Annotated in this window: 13 protein-coding genes; 3 read left to right on the top strand and 10 right to left on the bottom strand. The window is 72.0% G+C overall.

From position 1 onward, the window contains the following. Positions 1–124: 124 nt before the first annotated feature. The 8 genes from ACX80K_RS16810 to ACX80K_RS16775 form a co-directional block, all read right to left on the bottom strand. A complete protein-coding gene (locus ACX80K_RS16810) occupies positions 125–1,534 on the bottom strand; it encodes a UDP-glucose dehydrogenase family protein (RefSeq protein WP_459273045.1) in 1,410 nt (469 codons plus the stop codon). A gap of 89 nt (positions 1,535–1,623) precedes the next feature. After that, positions 1,624–2,697, bottom strand: a complete 1,074-nt coding sequence (locus ACX80K_RS16805) for a right-handed parallel beta-helix repeat-containing protein (protein WP_459273044.1) — start codon at positions 2,695–2,697, stop codon at positions 1,624–1,626. After that, positions 2,694–4,532, bottom strand: a complete 1,839-nt coding sequence (locus ACX80K_RS16800) for a right-handed parallel beta-helix repeat-containing protein (protein ID WP_459273043.1) — start codon at positions 4,530–4,532, stop codon at positions 2,694–2,696. The genes ACX80K_RS16805 and ACX80K_RS16800 overlap by 4 nt, the downstream gene beginning before the upstream one ends. Continuing rightward, positions 4,529–5,893 carry a glycosyltransferase gene (locus ACX80K_RS16795; protein ID WP_459273042.1) on the bottom strand — a complete coding sequence of 455 codons (1,365 nt, stop codon included), beginning with the start codon at positions 5,891–5,893 and terminating at the stop codon, positions 4,529–4,531. Before ACX80K_RS16795 ends, ACX80K_RS16800 begins: the two co-directional genes overlap by 4 nt. Before the next feature lie 542 nt (positions 5,894–6,435). Then, entirely contained in the window at positions 6,436–8,265 is a 1,830-nt protein-coding gene (locus tag ACX80K_RS16790; protein WP_459273041.1) for an ABC-F family ATP-binding cassette domain-containing protein, read from the bottom strand. Positions 8,266–8,332: 67 nt separating this feature from the next. Continuing rightward, complete coding sequence (locus tag ACX80K_RS16785; RefSeq protein WP_459273040.1) at positions 8,333–9,304, bottom strand: 4-(cytidine 5'-diphospho)-2-C-methyl-D-erythritol kinase; 972 nt, start codon at positions 9,302–9,304, stop codon at positions 8,333–8,335. A 10-nt stretch (positions 9,305–9,314) separates the two neighbouring features. Then, positions 9,315–10,220, bottom strand: coding sequence for a 16S rRNA (adenine(1518)-N(6)/adenine(1519)-N(6))-dimethyltransferase RsmA (gene rsmA, locus ACX80K_RS16780; RefSeq protein ID WP_459273039.1), 906 nt, complete (start codon positions 10,218–10,220; stop codon positions 9,315–9,317). 364 nt (positions 10,221–10,584) lie between these two features. After that, a complete protein-coding gene (locus ACX80K_RS16775) occupies positions 10,585–11,616 on the bottom strand; it encodes a TatD family hydrolase (RefSeq protein ID WP_459273038.1) in 1,032 nt (343 codons plus the stop codon). Between the two features lie 181 nt (positions 11,617–11,797). Between ACX80K_RS16775 and ACX80K_RS16770 the strand changes: the two genes are divergently transcribed. Genes ACX80K_RS16770 through ACX80K_RS16760 form a run of 3 tightly spaced genes read left to right on the top strand, consistent with a single transcriptional unit; the run spans position 11,798 to position 16,777 of the window. Next, positions 11,798–12,823 carry an AAA family ATPase gene (locus tag ACX80K_RS16770; RefSeq protein ID WP_459273036.1) on the top strand — a complete coding sequence of 342 codons (1,026 nt, stop codon included), beginning with the start codon at positions 11,798–11,800 and terminating at the stop codon, positions 12,821–12,823. A 19-nt stretch (positions 12,824–12,842) separates the two neighbouring features. Beyond that, a complete protein-coding gene (locus tag ACX80K_RS16765; protein ID WP_459273035.1) occupies positions 12,843–14,354 on the top strand; it encodes a DUF58 domain-containing protein in 1,512 nt (503 codons plus the stop codon). Continuing rightward, positions 14,351–16,777 (top strand): transglutaminase family protein, encoded by a 2,427-nt coding sequence (locus ACX80K_RS16760; RefSeq protein ID WP_459273034.1) that lies wholly within the window; start codon positions 14,351–14,353, stop codon positions 16,775–16,777. The genes ACX80K_RS16765 and ACX80K_RS16760 overlap by 4 nt, the downstream gene beginning before the upstream one ends. A gap of 96 nt (positions 16,778–16,873) precedes the next feature. Here ACX80K_RS16760 and ACX80K_RS16755 read toward each other — a convergent pair whose 3' ends face one another. Both ACX80K_RS16755 and rsmI read right to left on the bottom strand, forming a co-directional pair. Further along, complete coding sequence (locus ACX80K_RS16755) at positions 16,874–18,355, bottom strand: NAD-dependent succinate-semialdehyde dehydrogenase (RefSeq protein ID WP_459273032.1); 1,482 nt, start codon at positions 18,353–18,355, stop codon at positions 16,874–16,876. Between the two features lie 175 nt (positions 18,356–18,530). Continuing rightward, positions 18,531–19,352 carry a 16S rRNA (cytidine(1402)-2'-O)-methyltransferase gene (gene rsmI, locus ACX80K_RS16750; RefSeq protein ID WP_459273049.1) on the bottom strand — a complete coding sequence of 274 codons (822 nt, stop codon included), beginning with the start codon at positions 19,350–19,352 and terminating at the stop codon, positions 18,531–18,533. Positions 19,353–19,538 lie beyond the last annotated feature (186 nt).

Below are 19,538 nucleotides of genomic sequence, written 5' to 3'. Positions count from 1 at the left end.
CTCCCACCAGAGGCGGGAGGACAAACGCGGGGGGTGGGTGGGGTGCCCCCCCCCCCCTCTCTCCTTCTTTTTCGTGCCGCTGTACGCCGCTACCTACTGCGGCGTACAGCGTCGTGCAAGAGGGCTACATCGCGAGCGTCGGCGTCTCGTCGCGCACGTCGCTGGCGAGCTCCACGGTCGCCGCCTGAGCGGGCCGGCCGAGGGCCCGGTACTGCCAGCCCTTCGACGTGTAGTCGTTGGCGTTCAGCGCGTGCCGTCCGTCGAGGATCCGCTTGTGCGTCACGAGGGCGCCCAGCTCGTCGGGATCGGCGTCGCGGAACTCGGACCACTCGGTCAGCAGGGCGACGACGTCGGCCTGGTCCACGGCCTCGGCCATCGACCCGACGTAGTTGAGGTCCGGGTAGAGGCGGTGGGCGTTGGCGTTGGCCTCGGGGTCGTAGACCGTGACGATGGCACCCTCGAGGTACAGCAGCCGTGCGACGTCGAGCGCCGGGGCGTCCCGGACGTCGTCGGAGTTCGGCTTGAAGGCGGCGCCGAGGGCTGCGACGCGGACGCCGTCGAGGTTCCCGCCGGCGAGCTCGCGGATGAGGTCCACGGTGCGGACCCGGCGGCGGTTGTTGATGGAGTCGACCTCGCCGAGGAAGCTGACGGCCTGCCCGACACCGAGCTCTTCGGCGCGGTACTTGAAGGCGCGGATGTCCTTGGGGAGGCAGCCGCCGCCGAAGCCGAGGCCGGGCTTGAGGAACCGGCCACCGATGCGGTCGTCCAGGCTGAGGGCCTTGGCCAAGTGGTTGACGTCGGCGCCGGTGGCCTCGCAGATCTCGGCCATGGCGTTGATGAAGGAGATCTTGGTGGCGAGGAAGGAGTTCGCGGCGACCTTCACCAGCTCGGAGGTGGCGAGGTCGGCGACGATCACGGGGGTGTCGAGGTCGAGGATCGGCGCGAAGACCCGGCGGAGCTGCTGCTCGGCCCACTCGGAGCTGACGCCGAAGACGAGGCGGTCCGGGAACAGGGTGTCCTGGACGGCGAAGCCCTCGCGGAGGAACTCGGGGTTCCAGGCGAGTTCGAGCTCGGCACCGAGGGGGGACACCGACTGCACCATGGTGGTGAGGCGGGCGGCGGTGCCGATGGGGACCGTCGACTTCCCGACGAGGAGTGCCTTCCGGTCGATGCGGGTCGCCAGCGCCGTGAAGGCGGCGTCGACGTAGCGCATGTCGGCGGCGGAGGAGTCGGGGGCCTGCGGCGTGCCGACGCAGACGAAGTGCACGTCGCCGAAGGCGGCGGCCTCGTCGAAGTCGGTGCTGAAGCGCAGTCGACCCGACGCGAGGGCCTCCTGGAGCTTCTCGGGCAGGCCTGGCTCGAAGAACGGGACCTCGCCGGCGGACAGCATGTCGATCTTGCGCTGGTCCACGTCGACGCCGAGGACGTCGAAGCCCATGATGGCCATGCAGACGGCGTGGGTGGCCCCGAGGTAGCCGGTGCCGATGACGGTCACGCGGGGTGCTGGCTGGTCGTTCTGGAAGGGGATGCTCATGATGAGGCCTCTTTTGGGGTAGGAAGTAGCTCGGTCTGTCGTGTCGGGGTGGTGCAGGTGATGCTTGGGGGTATGGGGTCTGGAGCGGGTCAGCCGGAGGTGCAGGGCTCGTTGGACAGGCCTTCTCCGGCGTCGGAGGCCGTGTTGCTGCATTCGACGACGTTGTCCCGCACCGGTTTCAGGGAGTAGCCGAGGCCGGGCCCGTTGACCTGCGCGACGTTGTCGCGGAAGACGTTCTCGGTTCCCCAGCCGTCCACGATCTCGTGGGTCTGGAATCCGTCCAGCGGCGAGTTGGCGCCGGTGTTCTCGGCGATGATCCAGCCGCGGCCCTTCACGTCGACCCAGGAGTCGGCCTCGACGATGCCGGACCCGTCGAAGCTGTTGGCCCGCAGGATGCCGTCCGAGGTGCCCTCCTTGATGTCGACGTTCTCCGAGGTGGTGCCGGAGATGGTGTTCCCGGCGATCTCGTTGCGGTCGCTGCGGTCCGGTTCGCAGTTGCTGATGTCGCACCAGTTGCTCTCGGCCGTGCCGATGTAGACGCCCTCGCCGAACTTGGGCTTCCGCAGGCCGGTGTCGCTGATCGTGTTGCCGATCACCCGGTTGTCGGTGCTGAACTTCCGCAGATGGATCGCCTCGTCGCCGAGGGTCGTCACGGTGAGGCCCTGGATCACGGTGTTCGTGCTCTGGTCCACCATGACGCCCTTCTGTCCGTTGCGGACGGTGAAGCCCTGGAGCACCCAGTAGGAGGAGTCCTCCAGGTGGAACACGTAGCCGTCGTCGGTGGTGCCGCCGTCGAGGATGCTCTCCGTGGTGCCGCAGAGCGTGATCGGCTGCTCGGCCGTCCCCGCCGCGGAGGCGGTGAAGTTCCCCGTGTACACGCCGGGCGCGATGCCGATGACGTCGCCGGGCTTGGCGGCGTCGAGCGCGGTCATGAGGTCGTTCGGGTTGGACACCGTCACGGTGGCCTCGGGGCACTCGGCGGGTGTCTCGACCGGCGCGGGCGGCGGGGCGGCCTCCTGGGAGGTGCCCGGCTGGGGCTCGCGCTCGTTCGAGGCGGACCCCTTGCCGTTCGACGCGTTCAGGCCGACCACGACGACGACGGCGGCCACGGCGAGCGCGACGACGGCGAGGATCAGGGCGATCAGCCCGCTCCGGCGGCTCATCGTGCACCCCGGACGTCGTCGATGCGCACGATGCCGCGGCTGAGGGCCGTCAGCGGGACGCGCTCCTCGTAGGGGTTGCGGATGGTCCGTACGCGCAGGTGCCGCTTGCGGGTGAAGGCGGTCGCGACGAGGAGTGCGCCGAGCAGCAGCCAGACGAACGTCAGCGGCTGGAACACGGAGTTCAGGACGCTGTGGACGGTGGGGGCGGGGTGCCAGTTGAGCAGTTCGTTCTCCTCGACGAGGGCACCCGTGGACGTCTCGTCCCAGATGGCGGTGGTGCCGTACCCGCCCACGTTGTTGCCGGTGACCCGGGTGTCGGGGACGTTCCCGCGGAGGGAGACGCCGTGTCCGGAGAGCGAGGTCATGGTGTTGCCGGTGACCGTCGCCGAGGCGTCCCGGACATACACGCCCGTGTCGCCGCCGGAGATGGAGTTCCTGCGGATGTCGGCCTGCGCGCCGGTCTCGCGGACGGCGATGCCCTGCTGGCGCTGGTCGCGGATCTCGTTGTCGATGATGGCGACGCCCTGGGCCCCGTAGTTGACGACGACGCCGACCTCGTTGCCCCGGATGGTGTTGCCGGTGAGGCGCAGGTTGTCGCCGCCGCTGACCTCGACGCCGTAGCGGCCGTTGTCGCTGACGGTGCTCTTCACGACGCGGTTCGCCCCGTAGGTGACGACCGCCGTACCGACGGCGTTGGGGCCGTCCGCGAGCGGCTGTCCGTCGAGGGAGATCCCGTTGCGTCCGTTGCCCCGCGCGGTGACGTCCTGCAGCTGGACGCGCATGCTGGACCGGCCGACGGTGATGCCGTCCACCGCGTTGTCCGACGACGTCGTGCCGGTGATGGTCGCGTCGGTGACGGAGCGGTGCAGCACCAGGCCGTCCACGAGGCTGCCACGGATCGTGGTGTCGCGGATGGCGACGTCGCGGGCATTGGTGATGAAGAGGCCGAAGGCGTTGTCCTTGACAGTGAGGTTGTCGATGCCGGCGGTCACGACGCTGTAGTCGAGGTCCGACTGGTCGGCGAGGGACTGCAGGTCCGCCTCGGGGAGCAGGCGTGCGCCCGCCGGTGCCACGGGGTCCGCCGTCGGTGCGTCCTGGAAGGTGCCGGCGGTGTCCGTGCCGGTCAGCGCGAGGCCGCCGGTGTTGCCGCTCCAGAAGCCGAGGGAGGAGACGGTGGTGTGGGAGAACGCGGCATGGCCGCCGATCATCCGCACGTAGGCGCGTCCGTCGGAGGTGTCGGTGTCGACGCCCACGCCGTTCCAGCTCGTGAGCGCGACGTCGGCCTCCGGGGTGCCGGCGATCGCCAGCGAGCCGCCGAGGGCGACGATCGATACGAAGGCGTCCTCGTCGCTCTGCATGCGGACGGTGACGCCGTCCCCGCCGTTCAGGGACAGGGTGGCGCCGGGCAGCACCACGATGTTCTCGCTCAGCAGGAACGTCGACGACGCCAGCTGCTTGAAGGTGTCCGGTGCAAGCTGGAGGAGGTCCGCGGTGGTGTACGGGATGGTGCGGGCGGGCAGCACGAGCGTGTTCGTGGCTCCGGTGTGGAGGCGGTACGGGCCTTCGAGGCCGTCGACGCGCCAGCGGGCCGCCGAGGCGATGGTCCGCACGTAGACGAGGCGTTCCTCCTCGCTCTGCACGATCCGGGCCTCGCTGCGGGGGTCACCGGTGTAGAGCTCACCCTGCACGTTGCCGTTGGCGGCGATCTCGTTGCGTCCGACGGCGTCGGCCTCGGACTCCTTCCACACGTTGCCGGCGGCGAGGAAACCCGCGCCGACGAGCGCGATGAAGACGAACGCGAGGATGCCGAAGAGGATCGGTTTGCGGCTGGTCATGCGACGGCCTCCCGGGTGTCCTGGTCGGAGAGTGCCGAGCCGGGGGTGGAGTGGAGGCTGAGGGCGTCCTGTCCGTCGCCGCCGACCTGGTCGGCGTGGCGGGTCAGCCAGCCCTGCTTGTTCATGGTGGCGAAGGCGTACAGCTTGATGGGCAGGGCCACGAGGATGACGGCGAAGGCGAGGACGGGCAGGATCAGGATGTCCTTGGGGTGGCGGCGGAGGTGGGAGGCGCCGCGGATGCCGCGGCCGAGCAGGAGCCAGCTCAGGGCGGCGGCGACGCCGAGCACCGTGAAGTCGAGGCGGTTGAAGATCAGGTAGAACATGGTCAGGCCCATGGTGACGGGCGTGAGCAGGATCTGCAGGACGGTGACCTTGGTGATGAAGGGGGTCCGCCACAGCCACCCGGTGCCGATGGCCGTCAGGTAGCAGCGGTAGGAGTTGCGGCTCCAGCGGATGCGCTGCTTGACGAAGGCGCGGAAGCTGGAGGGGAACATCGAGAGCGCCCGCGCCGTCGACTGGTGCACGGTCTTGTAGCCGGAGGCGAGGACCAGCCAGGTCAGGCGGCCGTCGTCCCCGGAGATGCAGCGCTTGCCGAGGAAGTACTCGTTCTCGAGGTGCTCGAGGACGGGCAGGACGGCGGAGCGGCGGTAGACGGCCGTACGGCCCGAGATGCACGGGACGGCGCCGGCGGCACCCATCGCGGGGACGTAGTCGAGGTAGCGCAGGTTCACGAGCCAGTCGGCGACGCGGCGCCACACGCTCGAATCACGCTGGAAGACGTTCTGGTGGGTGCCCACCGCACCGACGAGCGGGTCGATGAAGGGCATCTGCACGTTGCGCAGCAGCTCCGGCTGCCACCAGGTGTCGGAGTCCGTGAGCACCAGGATGTCGTACTTCGCGAGGCGGATGCCGGCGCCCAGGGCGGAGCGCTTGCCCACGTGGTGGAACAGGATGGGCTTGATGGTCGGGTCCCCGAGGGCCTCGATGCGGGCGTACGCCTCCAGGTCCTCGACGTCGAGGACGATGATGATCTCGTCGGGACGCTGCGCACGCCAGGACTCGAGCGCGCTCATCAGGATGTCCGGGTCCTCGTGGAAGGACGGCACCACCACCGACGTCGTCGCGGTGTGGTCGGTCACGATGGGCTTCGCACGGTGCGAGAGGATGAAGCGGTAGAGCCACAGGCCCCAGACGATGGCGCCGGCGACCGCGATCGGGAAGTAGGGCGAGACCTCGGCCCAGAACGCGCTGACGTCGGTCCAGTCGAGGGCGGCGGTCCAGCTGGACCACGTGTTGCCCAGGGCCTGCGCGCCGAGGTCTACGGCGGAGGCTGGGCTGGCGGCGAGCGCGAGTGAGTGCATCGGTGTCCTTGGAAAATGAGACGGCTGTCGGGATGCACGTCAGCGGGCGTAGGGCGCCTCCCACCGGCACAGCAGTGCTGCGTCCTGGTGTGGCAGATGGTCCGAAACACTGTTCAGGACCCGTTCCCTTTCTTGAGACTAGGGGGGCACGCCAGACCCTGTCCTACTCGAAAAAAAGTCGCGACTACTTGGCACTACTTAGGCGCTCTAGCGGCTTTTTCGACGCCCCGTGGCGGGCGCGCGCCCGCCCCGCGGCTCTCCCGCGCGGGTCGGCGGGTGGGCCTCGCGGCTCCCGGCCGGACGGTGGCCGGAGGCAACCTCCAGTGCTGTGACCTGCGGTTTCATCCCGCATGCGCAGCGCGGATGGGCGCCGACCGGCGGGAGCGGGAGGTGCCGGAGGGGCCGTGCCGCCGGCCCTCCGGGCGAGGTCGCCGACTACCTGCCCGGTCCGGCGTGGGGTTCGGTGCCGACCAGTATTAACGTCGCGGCGTGTGATCCGAAACATGCTTGACCAACCGCCGAAACGGGGGCAGGAGGAGGACCTACTCCCCCAGCACCTCCGCGGCCTCCATCCACTGCGTCTCGAGGTCCTCGATCTCCGCCTGCAGCTCCCGCAGGCGGGTGTCGAGGCCCGCGATGTGATCGAAGTCGGCATCGGCCTTGGCGCCGGCGTCGCTCATCTGCTGCTGGACCTTGCCCTTCTGGGCGTCCACCTTACTGATCTGCCGTTCGATGCGCGCGAGGTCCTTGCGGGCCTGCCGGAGCTCCGCCTCGGACGAGCTCGAGGTCGTCCCCGCGGACCCTCCGCTGACGGCGGGCGAGGCGGCGTTCCCTGTCGCCGTCATGGGTCCTGCGGCACGGCGCAGCTCGAGGTACTGGTCCACGCCGCCGGGCAGGTCCCGCAGCCGGCCGTCACCGAGCAGCGCCATCTGGGAGTCGGTCACGCGTTCGAGCAGGTAGCGGTCGTGGGAGACCACCACGAGGGTGCCGGGCCAGCCGTCCAGCACGTCCTCGATGGCCGAGAGCGTATCGGTGTCGAGGTCGTTGGTCGGCTCGTCGAGCATCAGGACGTTGGGTTCGCCCACGAGCAGGCGGAGCAGCTGCAGGCGGCGGCGCTCGCCGCCGGAGAGCTCGCTGACCCGCGTCCACTGCTTCTCGTTGGTGAAGCCGAGCTGCTCCACGAGCTGGGTCGCCGAGACCTCCTTGCCGCCGACGGCGAACACGCGCTTCTCGGACTCGATGACCTCGATGACGCGGCTGTCCCGGACGTCGTCGAGCTCGCGCACCTCCTGGGACAGCACCGCGGTCTGGACGGTCTTGCCGCGCTTGACCTTGCCCGAGCCGGGCTGGAGCTCCCCGTTGAGCAGGCGCAGCAGCGTGGTCTTGCCCGAGCCGTTGACGCCCACGAGCCCGAGGCGCTGGCCCGGGGCGAGCCGCAGGGTGATGTCGTCGAACAGCCGGCGCTCGGAGCCCTCGCCGTCGTCGATGGTCAGGCTGACGTCCTCGAGGTCGAGGACGTCCTTGCCGAGCCTGGACATGGCCATCTTGCTGAGGGCGAGGGAGTCGCGCGGTTCCGGGACGTCGGCGATCAGCTCGTTCGCGGCCTCGATGCGGAACTTGGGCTTCGCGGTGCGGGCCGGGGCGCCGCGCCGCAGCCAGGCCAGTTCCTTCTTGACGAGCTGCACGCGCTTGGACTCGACGACGTTCGCCATGCGGTCGCGTTCGGCGCGCGCGAGGACGTAGGCGGCGTACCCGCCGTCGAAGTCCTCCACCATCGCGTCGTGGACCTCCCACGTGTGGTTGCAGATCTCGTCGAGGAACCAGCGGTCGTGGGTGACCACGAGCAGGCCGCCCTCGGTCGCACGCCACCGCTGCTGCAGGTGGCGGGCGAGCCAGGCGACGCCCTCGACGTCGAGGTGGTTGGTGGGCTCGTCGAGCATGATGACGTCGTCGTCGCCGATGAGGAGCTTGGCGAGGGCCACGCGCCGCTTCTGCCCGCCGGAGAGGGAGGAGACCTTCGCGTGCCAGTCGACCTCGGAGACCAGGCCGCCCATGACGTCGCGGATCTTCGGGTTCGACGCCCACTCGTGGTCCGCCTGGTCGCCCACGATCGCGGTGCCGACCTCGAGGTCGCCGTCGAGCACGTCCGACTGGTCGAGGTACCCGACCGAGACGTCACGGCGTTTCGTCACGCGGCCGGAATCGGGCGTGCTGTGCTGGGCGAGCAGGCGCATGAGCGTCGACTTGCCGTCGCCGTTGCGGCCCACCATCCCGATGCGGTCGCCGTCCTCGAGCCCGAGGGACACGTTGTCGAGGATGGTGCGGGTGACGTAGGCGACGCTGAGGTTTTCCGCGCCGAGGAGGTGTGCCAAGGAGATACTGCTTTCGGTTGGAGCGATGCGCTGGATGCGCGGTGTGCGCGAGGGGCTGCGGGCCGGGTCAGCCCGCGAAGCCGGCGACGATGCGGGCCCCGTGGGCCGGGCCGCGGACCGATGCCGCCTGCAGCCCCTCCGTCGCGAGGAGGGATTCGAGTTCGGCCGCGTGGCCCGAGCTCTGCGTCAGGAATGCGATCGTGGGACCGGAGCCGGAGACGATCCCGGCGAGGGCTCCCGCGGCCTTGCCCGTCTCAAGGATATCGCCCAGCGCCGGGGCGAGTTCGAGCGAGGCCTGCTGCAGGTCGTTGTGGAGCAGTGGGGCGAGGCCCGGGGCGTCGCCGGCACGCATGGCGCCGAGGATGGCCGGGTCGATCTGCGGCTGGGGGTCCGGGTCCACGCCGTCGCGCAGGCGGATCTCGTCGAGCCTGCGGTACACCTCGGGCGTGGAGAGGCCGTAGTCGGAGGTCACCAGGACCCAGTGCAGGGGCGTCTTCGAGATGGCCGGCGTGAGCTGGTCGCCGACCCCGAGCCCGACGGCGGTGCCCCCGACGAGCGCGAAGGGCACGTCCGCGCCGAGGTCGACGGCGATCTTTGCGAGTTCGTCCCGGGAGAAGCCGCTGCCCCACAGGGCGTCGCAGGCCAGCAGGGCCGCCGCGGCGTCGGCCGATCCCCCGCCCATGCCGCCGGAGATCGGCACGCGCTTCGTGATGTCGAGGACCACCCCGGTGCGTCCCGGGCTGACCTCCGCGAGGAGCTCGGCGGCGCGGACCGCGAGGTTCGTGCGGTCCAGCGGGATGGAGTCGTGCGGCAGGTTCAGGGTGCCCTGGCCGTTCACCGTGACGGTGATGCCGTCGCCGGGCGCCTCGGTGGCCGTGACCTCCTCGTACAGGGAGACGGCCAGGAACACGCTGGCGATCCCGTGGTACCCGTCCTCGCGCGGGGGCCCCACCTTCAGGGAGACGTTGATCTTCCCGGGGGCACGGACGCGGACGGAGCGGGTGCCGGCGCGCATGTCGAACGTTCTGCCCGGGACCATACCCACCAACCTAACCCACCGGCCGGGGTGCCGCCGGGGAGGCCTGCGCTTCCCGTCGGGCTTCCGCGATGCGCGCGAAGGCCGTGATATCGAGCACCTCGCCGCGGGCCGTGGGGTCCACCCCGGCGTCGCGCAGGGCCTGCTCGGCGAGGACGGGGCTGCCGGCCCAGCCGGCGAGCGCGGCGCGCAGGGTCTTGCGGCGCTGGGCGAAGGCGGCGTCGATGACGGCGAACACCTGCTCGCGCGTGGCGCTCGTCGCCGGGGGTTCGCGGCGCGTGAAGCGGACGAGGCCGGAGGCGATCTTCGGGGCGGGCCAGAACACGTTCATGCCCACCACCCCGGCCTTCGTCATGCTCGAGTACCACGCGGCCTTCACGGACGGCACGCCGTAGGTCCTGGACCCGGGAGGAGCGGCGAGGCGGTCCGCCACCTCGTCCTGCACCATCACGAGCCCGTGGCGCAGCGAGGGGAAGCGCTCGAGGAGGTTGAGGACCACGGGGACGGCGACGTTGTACGGCAGGTTGGCGACGAGCGCCGTGGGCGGGTGCGGCAGCTCCGTGACGCGCAGGGCGTCCTCGAGCAGGACGTCGAGGGCCGCGGCGCGGTCGGGCCGCCACCGCGCGACGGTGTCGGGGAGCTTCCGGGCGAGGACCGGGTCGATCTCGACCGCGACCACGCGCTCGGCGGCGTCGAGCAGGCCGAGCGTGAGGGAGCCGAGGCCGGGCCCCACCTCGAGGACCGTCTCGTCGGGGCCGAGGTTCGCCGCGGCGACGATCCTGCGGATGGTGTTCCCGTCGATGACGAAGTTCTGTCCGAGGGTCTTGGTGGGACGGATGTCGACGTCGGCCGCGAGGCGCCTGATGTCGGCGGCGCCGAGGAGGGGGGCGGGCGTGCCGGCGGCGGGGGGCGTAGTCACCCTGCCATGGTATCGGTCGCGCCGCGGCGCTCCGGCGGGGTCGCCGTTCCCCGGCGCCGTGCCGGGAGGGCCGGTGGATACCGGCCCGGGAGTCGGCGACGCCTGGTGGAGGCCCTGGTCTCAGGAGAGCCTCCGGCGCCGCCGACCCATTCGGGGCTGCTTCCCTGCTGGGAAAAGGAAGCTGCCGGTCGCACCGTCGGCTTCCGGTCTCACGAGAAGGACGGTACTGGGAGGGCGGCCGGCTTCGGCGCGATGTAAGGCCGGCGGCGCCTCTCCTCCTAGAACAGTACGAAGGAGCGGCGGCACCGGCACGAGTGCTCCCTACCCGACTTCGGGGGGTCCGTACTCGCCCCTCCGGCCGGTGCTACGTGTGATCGGCGACACCCGCTACGGGGCGGTGTCCGCCGGGCTCCGCGGGCCGGTCCCACGTGCCGTAGACGGCCTCCGTGTTCGCCGTCAGCCGCGCGCATAGGGCGTCGAGGTCGGCCTCCAGGAAGCCCGCCATGGCGCGCACGGTGTAGGGGACGAGGTATGCGGCGTTGGGCCTGCCGCGGAAGGGGTGCGGCGTGAGGAACGGCGCGTCGGTCTCGGTCAGCACGAGGGAGGGGTCCGCCACGAGCAGCGCCTCCCGCAGGTTCTCCGCGTTGCGGAACGTCACCGTCCCGGCGAAGGACATGTACCAGCCCTGCTCGTTGCAGATGCGCGCGAGGCCGGCGTCGCCCGAGAAGCAGTGCAGCACCACGCGCTCCGGGGCACCGTCGGCCAGGAGGGTGGCCACGACGTCGTCGTGCGCGTCCCGGTCGTGGATCTGGAGCGCCTTGCCGAGCCGCTTGGCGATGTCGATGTGGCGGCGGAACGACGTGAGCTGGCTCCCGCGCCCGCCCTCCCCCGTCCGGAAGTAGTCGAGGCCCGTCTCCCCGAGCGCCCGGATCCGCGGGCCGGCGGCGAGCCGTTCGATCTCCTCGAGGGCGTCGTCGAGCGTCCCCGCCCCCGCGAGCAGCGGGGCGTCGTTGGGGTGCAGGGCCACGGCGCCGAGGAGCCGGGCGTCCTGCTCCACGACCTCGGCCGTGAAGCGCGACGACGCGAGGTCGGTGCCCACCTGGACGGCGCCCCTCACCCCTGCCGCCTCGGCCGCGTCGAGGGCGTCGCTGAGGGAGACGGCGGGGCCCTCGCTGAAGTCGAAGTGCGTGTGGTTGTCGATCACGGGGACGGGCAGCGGCTCCGGCAGGGGCGGATAGGTGCCCTTGCGGCGCCGCCGGGCCCCGTCGCCGCCCTCTCCCCCGCCGTCGGCGGACTGCGCTTCTCCCGCCTCCTCCGTCTCCTCCGGCTCCCGGTAGGCCGGCGGCGTCTCCCCCGCCGCGTAGGGATGACGGACCGATGCTGCGCTGTTACACATGGGGCAAGCCTAGCCACGGGGCGGAACTTATCTCCCGGGGATCAAGTTGACCTAGTAATCTGTGAAATCAGCCAGGCCTGTCCTGCCCCGCGCCGGAACGGTCGTGGCGGTTCCCTGCGTGTCGCTCGCCTGGCCGTCCGGCTCGCGCGTACCGCCGCAGCCGCACGCATGGAAGGTACCCATGGACGTCCAGCACAACATCGCCGAGGCCGCAGCGGAACCCCGGACCGCGGCACGGGTGGACCCGGACGTCCCCGGCGTCGGCTTCCACGACATCAGCACCCGCATCCTCGGCTCCATCAACACGGTCATCGACGGCAAGCCCGAGGCCGCGCGCCTCGCCCTCACCGTCCTGCTGGCCCAGGGCCACCTGCTCCTCGAGGACGTGCCCGGCGTCGGCAAGACGATGCTCGCGAAGACCCTCGCCCGGACGATCGACTGCACCGTGAACCGCATTCAGTTCACGCCCGACCTGCTGCCCTCGGACGTCACCGGGGTGTCCATCTTCAGCCAGGACACCCGGCGCTTCGAGTTCCGCCCCGGACCGGTCTTCGCGAACATCGTCATCGGCGACGAGATCAACCGGGCGTCGGCCAAGACGCAGTCCTCCCTCCTCGAGTGCATGGAGGAGCACCAGGTGACCGTGGACGGCACCACCCATGTGCTCGGCGACCCGTTCATGGTGGTCGCGACGCAGAACCCCATCGAGATGGAGGGCACCTACCCCCTCCCCGAGGCCCAGCGCGACCGCTTCATGGCGCGGATCTCCATGGGCTACCCCGACGCCCGGGCCGAGGCCGACATGCTCGAGACGCACCAGTCCGTGTCCCCGCTCGAGGGGATCCGCCCGGTGGCGAGCGTCTCCGACATCGCCGCGATGATGCGCGAGGTGCGCGGCGTGTACGTGTCGCCGGCCGTCAAGGACTACACCGTCGCCGTCGGGCATGCCACGCGCCAGCACCCCCGGCTGCGCCTCGGCGCGAGCCCCCGGTCGCTGCTGCAGCTCCTCCGGGCGGCGAAGGCGGGCGCCGCGCTCGAGGGCCGGGACTTCGTGCTGCCCGACGACATCGCGTCCGTCGCCGACGCCGTGCTCGCCCACCGCCTCCTGCTGGACCGCAAGGCCACGAGCGCGGGCGAGACGGCGTCGAGCATCGTGCACGACATCCTCGCGCGGGTCCCGGTGGCCCGCGAGGCCCAGCGGCGATGACGGCCCGGACAGGCGACTGATGGTCCTCCTCGACAGGCTCCCCTCGCGCATCCTGACGGTGCGCGGGTGGGGCTTCGTCCTCGTCGCGGTCGTCGCGCTGCTGTCCGCGCAGGTGCTCGGGCGCCGTGACCTCCTCTACGTGGGGATCCTGCTCGCGGCCCTGCCCGCGGCCTCCATCCTCGTCCTCCGGCTCGTCAAGCCCCGGTTCACGGTGGCCCGCCGGTTCCAGCCGCAGTCCATGGAGATCGGCTCGACGACGACCGTCACGCTCTCGCTCACGGCGTCCGTGGCGGGCGGGGCCAGCATCGCGATGGAGGAGCAGCTCCCGGCCCGCTTCGGGCAGGCGCCGCAGTTCACCTACCCGTCCCGCAACCCGACGCCGGACGGCAAGTCCCTCTACGAGTACCGCCTCCGGTCCGCCTCGCGCGGCGTCTACCTCATCGGTCCGGTCACCGCCGAGTTCACGGACCCGTTCGGCCTCGCGAAGTCCTGGCACGTGCTCGGCGGGGCGGACGGCCTCGTGGTCACGCCCGCGCCGCTCGAGCTGCTCCCCTCGACCCTGCAGGGCTCCCGCGGCAACGACGGCCTCGCCGCGACGCACCGCCAGGCCAACCCGAGCGACGACGACGTCATGACCCGCGAGTACCGGCACGGGGACTCGATGCGGCGCGTGCACTGGGCGGCGACCGCCCGGCACAGCGAGCTCATGGTGCGCCAGGAGGAATCGGTGACCACCCCGCAGGCCACGCTGCTCCTGGACCAGCGGCACGCGAGCTTCAGCGGCGGCTTCACCGCGGCCTTCAGCGGCGACGGGGCCACCGGCAGCGGGCTGTCCACCTCCCCCACCTTCGAGGCGGCGGTCACCGCGGTCATGTCCATCAGCGCCCACCTGCTGGAGCGCAACTACGCCCTGCGATTCCTCGACCACCAGGGCGCCCCGGCCCTGCTGCACTCCCCCTCCGCGCCGTTCCCGTCCGACGAGGAGCACCACGGCCCGGGCGCCGTCGCCGGCATCGCCGAGGGCCTCGCGGCCCTCGAGCTCGGCCCCGAGGGCGGGCGCCGACAGCACGCCGAGGAGGGGCCCGGCGTCACCGCGCGGGCCGGGGACGCGGTACGCGGCGCCGCGCGTCGTCTCCGGCGTCCGACGTCGGACACCTCCCAGACCACCCCGCACGCGGCGTTCGGCGACGACCTGCTGGACAAGCTGGCCACCACGCGCCACCGCGGCCCGCTCATCGCCGTCCTCGGGACGCTCACGGGCGAGGAGGCACGGACCCTCGCCTCGGCCGCCGACTACGGGTCCGCGTCCTACGCGATCCTCCTCACCGAGCGGCCGGCCGACGCCCGGCGGCAGCTCGAGATCCTCCGCGACGCGGGCTGGCACGCGACGGCCGCCTCGCCGGCAGCGCACCTGCCCACCGTCTGGGCCGGCCTCGGGAACGCGTCCGGCACGACGCCCAGCGAGCAACCCGTCCCGGCATCCTCCCCCGGGCCCGTCCGCGGCTCACGACACTCCCCAGGATCGGCATGACCACCACACTCTCCCGCCCCGCGGCCGCACCGGCAGCCGCGACGCCGTCCGCCCGGCGACCGCCGTCGGCCGACCCCTGGCACTGGTCCGTCACCGGGGCGTCGCTCCTCGCCGTCCTCGCGGCGGCCACCAGCCTGAACGGCGTCGTCGAGCCGTGGACCTGGCTGCTGCCGGTCCTCGGCACGCTCGTGCCGGTGCTCCTGGCCATGGCGCTGACCCGCACCCTGCGCCTGAACGGCGTGCTGACCGCCCTCGTGGGCGTCCTTGCCCTGATCGGTGCCCTCACCGCGCAATTCGTCCCCCGGCAGAGCATCCTCGGGGTCGTCCCGGGGCCGGGCACCTCGCTCGAGCTGCGGCGCCTCCTCGCGCAGGCAGAGGAGACCGTCGTCTCGCAGGTGGCCCCGGTGCTGCCGGGCGCCGGGATCGTCCTGATCATGTGCGCCGCGCTCGGGCTGGTCGCGATCCTCGTGGACATCCTCGCGACGACGATGCGCATGCCCGCCGCGAGCGGCCTCGGGCTCTTCGCGATCCTGATCGCCCCGGCCATCGTGAAGCCCAACGGTGTGGGGATGGCAGCGTTCATCGCCACAGCCCTCGCGTTCCTGCTGCTCCTCGCCGCCGCGCAGTGGCGCGAGAACCGTCTCGCGTCGGGCGGGGCACGGGCCTCGTCGGGCTTCGCGGGGCGCAGCGCCGTCATCGGCTCGGCGGCCCTCGCCGTGACCGTGATCCTGCCGATGTTCGTGCCCGGCTTCAACTCCGGCGCCTTCCCGCAGGGGGCGCGGCTCAACGTCTGGGGCAACGCGACCGGCCTCAACCCGGCGGTGACGCTCGGCAACGACCTCCGCAATCCCACGGGCTTCGGCCGGATCGCGTACTCCACGAACTCGGACACCCCCGTGTACCTGAGGGCCGTCACGCTCGAGGACTTCAGCGGCCGGCGCTGGGAACCCGACCAGCGGCTCGACGACCGCGAGCAGGGCGTCGACGAGATCGGTGCGGAGGCGGGCGCCCCGCGGAGCGCGCCGGCCGGCAGCACCGTCTTCACGCGCGTCACGACGCAGAGCTACTCCAGCCCCTGGCTGCTCTCGCCCTACGCGCCCGTGGGCATCTCCAACCTCTCCGGCAGCTGGGCGTGGGACCCCGCGAACCTGTCGGTCCTCGCGACCGACGGCGGGTCCACGGCACGCCAGGAGTACGTCGTGGAGAGCACCTCCGCCGAGCTCACGCGCGAGGGACTCGGGGCCATCGGGCCCTCGGAGGACCCGGCCGTGCCCGAGGTCTTCACGCAGCTGCCGGAGGACACGCCCGAGATCGTCCGCACCAGGACGGACGAGGTCACCGACGAGTTCGTGAACCCCTACGACAAGGCCCTCGCCATCCAGAGCTACCTCCGCGGGCCGGAGTTCACCTACTCCGTGGAGGCGCCGGTCGACGGCGGGTACGACGGCAGCGGCATGGACGTCATGGCACGCTTCCTCGAGTCGAAGTCCGGCTACTGCGTCCACTACGCCGGCACCATGGCCGTCATGGCGCGCGCCGCGGGCATCCCCAGCCGGGTCGCCATCGGCTACACGCCGGGCAGCCCCACGGGCGACACCACCGAGGGCCCGCGCGGGACGGAACTGCGCGAGTTCGTCGTCGACTCCCGCAACGCGCACGCCTGGCCCGAGCTGTACTTCGAGGGCGTGGGCTGGGTCCAGTTCGAACCGACGCCGTCCCGCGGCGTCGTCCCCACGTACGCCCAGCAGTCCTCCTCGCCGGTCGGCCCGCGGGCGGACGACAGCGACGCCCTCAACCCCGGCGGTGCCACCGGGGCGGCCGGCCAGACCGGCTCGGCCGCGGAGCCGTCCGATGCCGCCGACGGTTCCTCGGCCGGCGGCCCCGACGACGAGGCGAACCCCCTGGCCGGCGCGCTCGCCCTGGCGGGCATCGGGCTGGTCGCGCTCCTGCCGCTCCTCCTCCGGACGTCGAGGACGCGCTCACGGCGCGCCGTCGTCGGCGACGTCGTGCCGGGTGCTGCCGGGGCCGCGACGGCCGCCTGGGCCGAGACCACCGAGATCGCCGGCGACTACGGCTACCCGCTCGAGCCCACCGACACGCCCCGCACCTTCGCCGGGCGGCTCAGCCGGGACGCTCGGCTCGACGGTGATCCCGCCGTGTCGCTCGGGAGGCTGCAGTCCGCCTACGAGCACGAGGAGTACGCCGCGCACACCGTCCCCTCCTCCGCCCGGACCGGTGCACGGAGCGGTGGTCCCGACGTCCGGTCCGGGACGCTCGCCCGGCCGCCGGCGGTCCCGCGCTGGGACGACGTCGACACCGTCACGCGCGCGCTCCGGAGCGGCAGCTCCTGGACCCGGAGGATCAGGGCCCGCCTGTTCCCGCAGTCGCTCCTCAACCGGTTCCGGACCGGCACCCGCCGCTGACCGACGACAAGGCCGCCGGCACACGGAAGGCCGGCACCCTCCCGGGTGCCGGCCTTCCTGCTGCCTGCCGCCGTCCGCCCCTCGGCGGACACCCCGCTAGGAGGCGTAGGGGTCGGCGATGCCGACGTACTGCGTGTACAGGTACTCCTCGATGCCCTCGGCGCCGCCCTCGCGGCCGAGGCCGGACTGCTTGACGCCGCCGAACGGTGCCGCCGCATTGGACACGACGCCCGCGTTGAGGCCCAGCATGCCCGTCTCGAGCCGCTCGCCGATGCGGAGCCCACGATTCAGGTCCCGCGTGAAGACGTACGCCACGAGGCCGTACTCGGTGTCGTTGGCCAGGTCCACGGCCTCGTCCTCGGTGTCGAACGTGATGATCGGGGCCACGGGGCCGAAGATCTCCTCCTGCATGATGCGCGCGGTCCGCGGCACGTTCGTCAGCACGGTCGCCTCGTAGAAGTAGCCGTCGCCCGTCACCGGCGCCCCGCCCGTCACGGTCTGCGCACCGTCGCCGACGGCCGCCGTCACGAGCTCGTGCACCTTGTCGCGGCTCTTCTGGTCGATCAGGGGGCCGAGCTTCGACTCGTCCCGGGTGCCACGCGCCGGGGTCATGGCCTCCATGCGCTCGGCGAGGGCCGCCGCGAAGCGGTCGGCCACGGAGGAGTGCACGATGAAGCGGTTCGCGGCCGTGCAGGCCTCCCCCATGTTGCGCAGCTTCGCGAGCATCGCCCCCTGGACGGCGGCGTCGAGGTCGGCGTCCTCGAAGACCAGGAAGGGGGCGTTGCCGCCGAGTTCCATGGAGGTCCTCAGCACGTTCTTCGACGCCGCGGCCAGCAGGCTGCGGCCCACGGGCGTGGACCCCGTGAAGGAGAGCTTCCGCAGCCGCGGGTCGTCGATGAGCGGTCCCGTGACCTTGCCCGCCGTCGTCGTGTTGACGATGTTGAGCACGCCGGCCGGGAGGCCGGCCTCCTGCAGGACGGTCGCGAACAGCGACGACGTCATGGGCGTGAGGTTCGCGGGCTTGAGGACCATCGTGCAGCCCGCGGCGATCGCGGGGGCGATCTTCCGGGTGGCCATGGCCAGCGGGAAGTTCCACGGCGTGATGAGCAGGCACGGGCCCACGGGCTTCTTGCTCACGAGGAGCCGCGACCTGCCGTCGGGCGACGTGGAGTAGCGGCCCGAGGCGCGGACCGACTCCTCGGAGAACCACCGGAGGAACTCGGCGCCGTAGGTGACCTCGCCACGCGCCTCGGCGAGCGGCTTGCCCATCTCGAGCGTCATGAGCAGCGCGAACTCGTCGGCGCGAGCCGTGACCAGATCGAAGGCCCTGCGCAGGATCTCGCCCCGCTCCCGCGGAGCCGTCCGCGCCCATGCGGCCTGCGCGGCGACCGCAGCGTCCAGTGCGGCCATGCCGTCCTCGGGGCTGGCGTCGGCGAGCGTCCGGAGGGTGCGGCCGGTGGCCGGATCCTCGACGTCGAACGTGGCACCGGACGACGAGGCACGCCACTCGCCGCCGATGAAGAGGCCCGTGGGCACCTTCTCGAGTACTGCCTTCTCCTGGTCGGCGGTGACAGCCATACTGAGCTCCTTCGCGAAGATACTGGGGGTCGGGCACTGGGGGTTCGGGGCGTCCCGGACGGGGACATCCCGCTCACGCTAGACCCGGCGACGAAGGGGTGTCCAGTGAAGCCTGCACTCCCGTGACGCTTACCCGTTGGACGAGTGCACAAGCCACCGGGCGCCCCGGCCCCGGTCAGCGTGCGGCGATCACCGCGGCGTACAGTTCGCGCTTGCTGACGCGGCTCTCGGCCGCCACGGCGGCCACGGCGTCCTTGAGCCGCATCCCGCCCTCGATCAGCGCGTTGACGTCGGACACGTGGTCCTCGGGGCTGGAGGGCGGCGCCTCCGGCGCACCGGCGACGACGACGGCGATCTCGCCGCGCACCTCGACGGCCTGGGCCCACTGGAGGAGCTCGAGGAGGGAGCCGCGGATCACCTGCTCGTGCACCTTGGTGAGCTCACGCGCCACCGCCGCGGGCCGTTCGGAGCCGAAGGTCTGCTGCAGCGAGCGCAGCATCGGCTCGAGGCGGTGGGGTGCCTCGAAGAACACCATCGTGCGGCGTTCCGCGGCGAGGTCGATCAGGCGTCCCGTCCGCAGGCCCGGCTTGCGCGGCAGGAATCCCTCGAAGCAGAACCGGTCCGTGGGCAGGCCGGACAGCGCGAGCGCGGCGAGGACGGCGGAGGCGCCCGGCACCGACGTCAGGTCGAGGCCCTCGGCCACCGCGGCCTCCACCAGCCGGTAGCCGGGATCGGAGACCGAGGGCATGCCGGCGTCCGTCACCATCAGCAGGGTGGCGCCGTCGCGCACGAGGTCGAGGAGTTCGGGGGTGCGCTCGGTCTCGTTGTGTTCGTGATAGCTGATGACGCGGCCGGTCACGGTCACGCCGAGCGCCTGCACGAGCCGGTGCAGGCGGCGCGTGTCCTCCGCGGCGACGACGTCGGCGGACCGGAGCAACCCGATCAGCCGCTCGGTCGCATCACCCATGTTGCCGATCGGCGTCGCCGCCAGGACGATCCGGCCCCGGCCGCTGCCGTCCCCCGCGGTGCCGCGGTACGCCGTCCCGGGGACGCGGGCCCCGGGGTCCCCCGACCCGTCCTCGGCGTCCTGCGCTCCCGGCGCGTCCTGGTCGTCGTCGGCCGCGCGCGCTTCCCGGCTCCCGTCCCGGCCCTCCCCGGGGTCGTCGCTGCTCGTGTCAGGGGT

The sequence above is a fragment of the Arthrobacter sorbitolis genome (genome assembly GCF_054510995.1).
The sequence above is the reverse complement of the archived record's forward strand: the minus strand, read 5'-3'. Positions and strand labels throughout refer to the sequence as shown.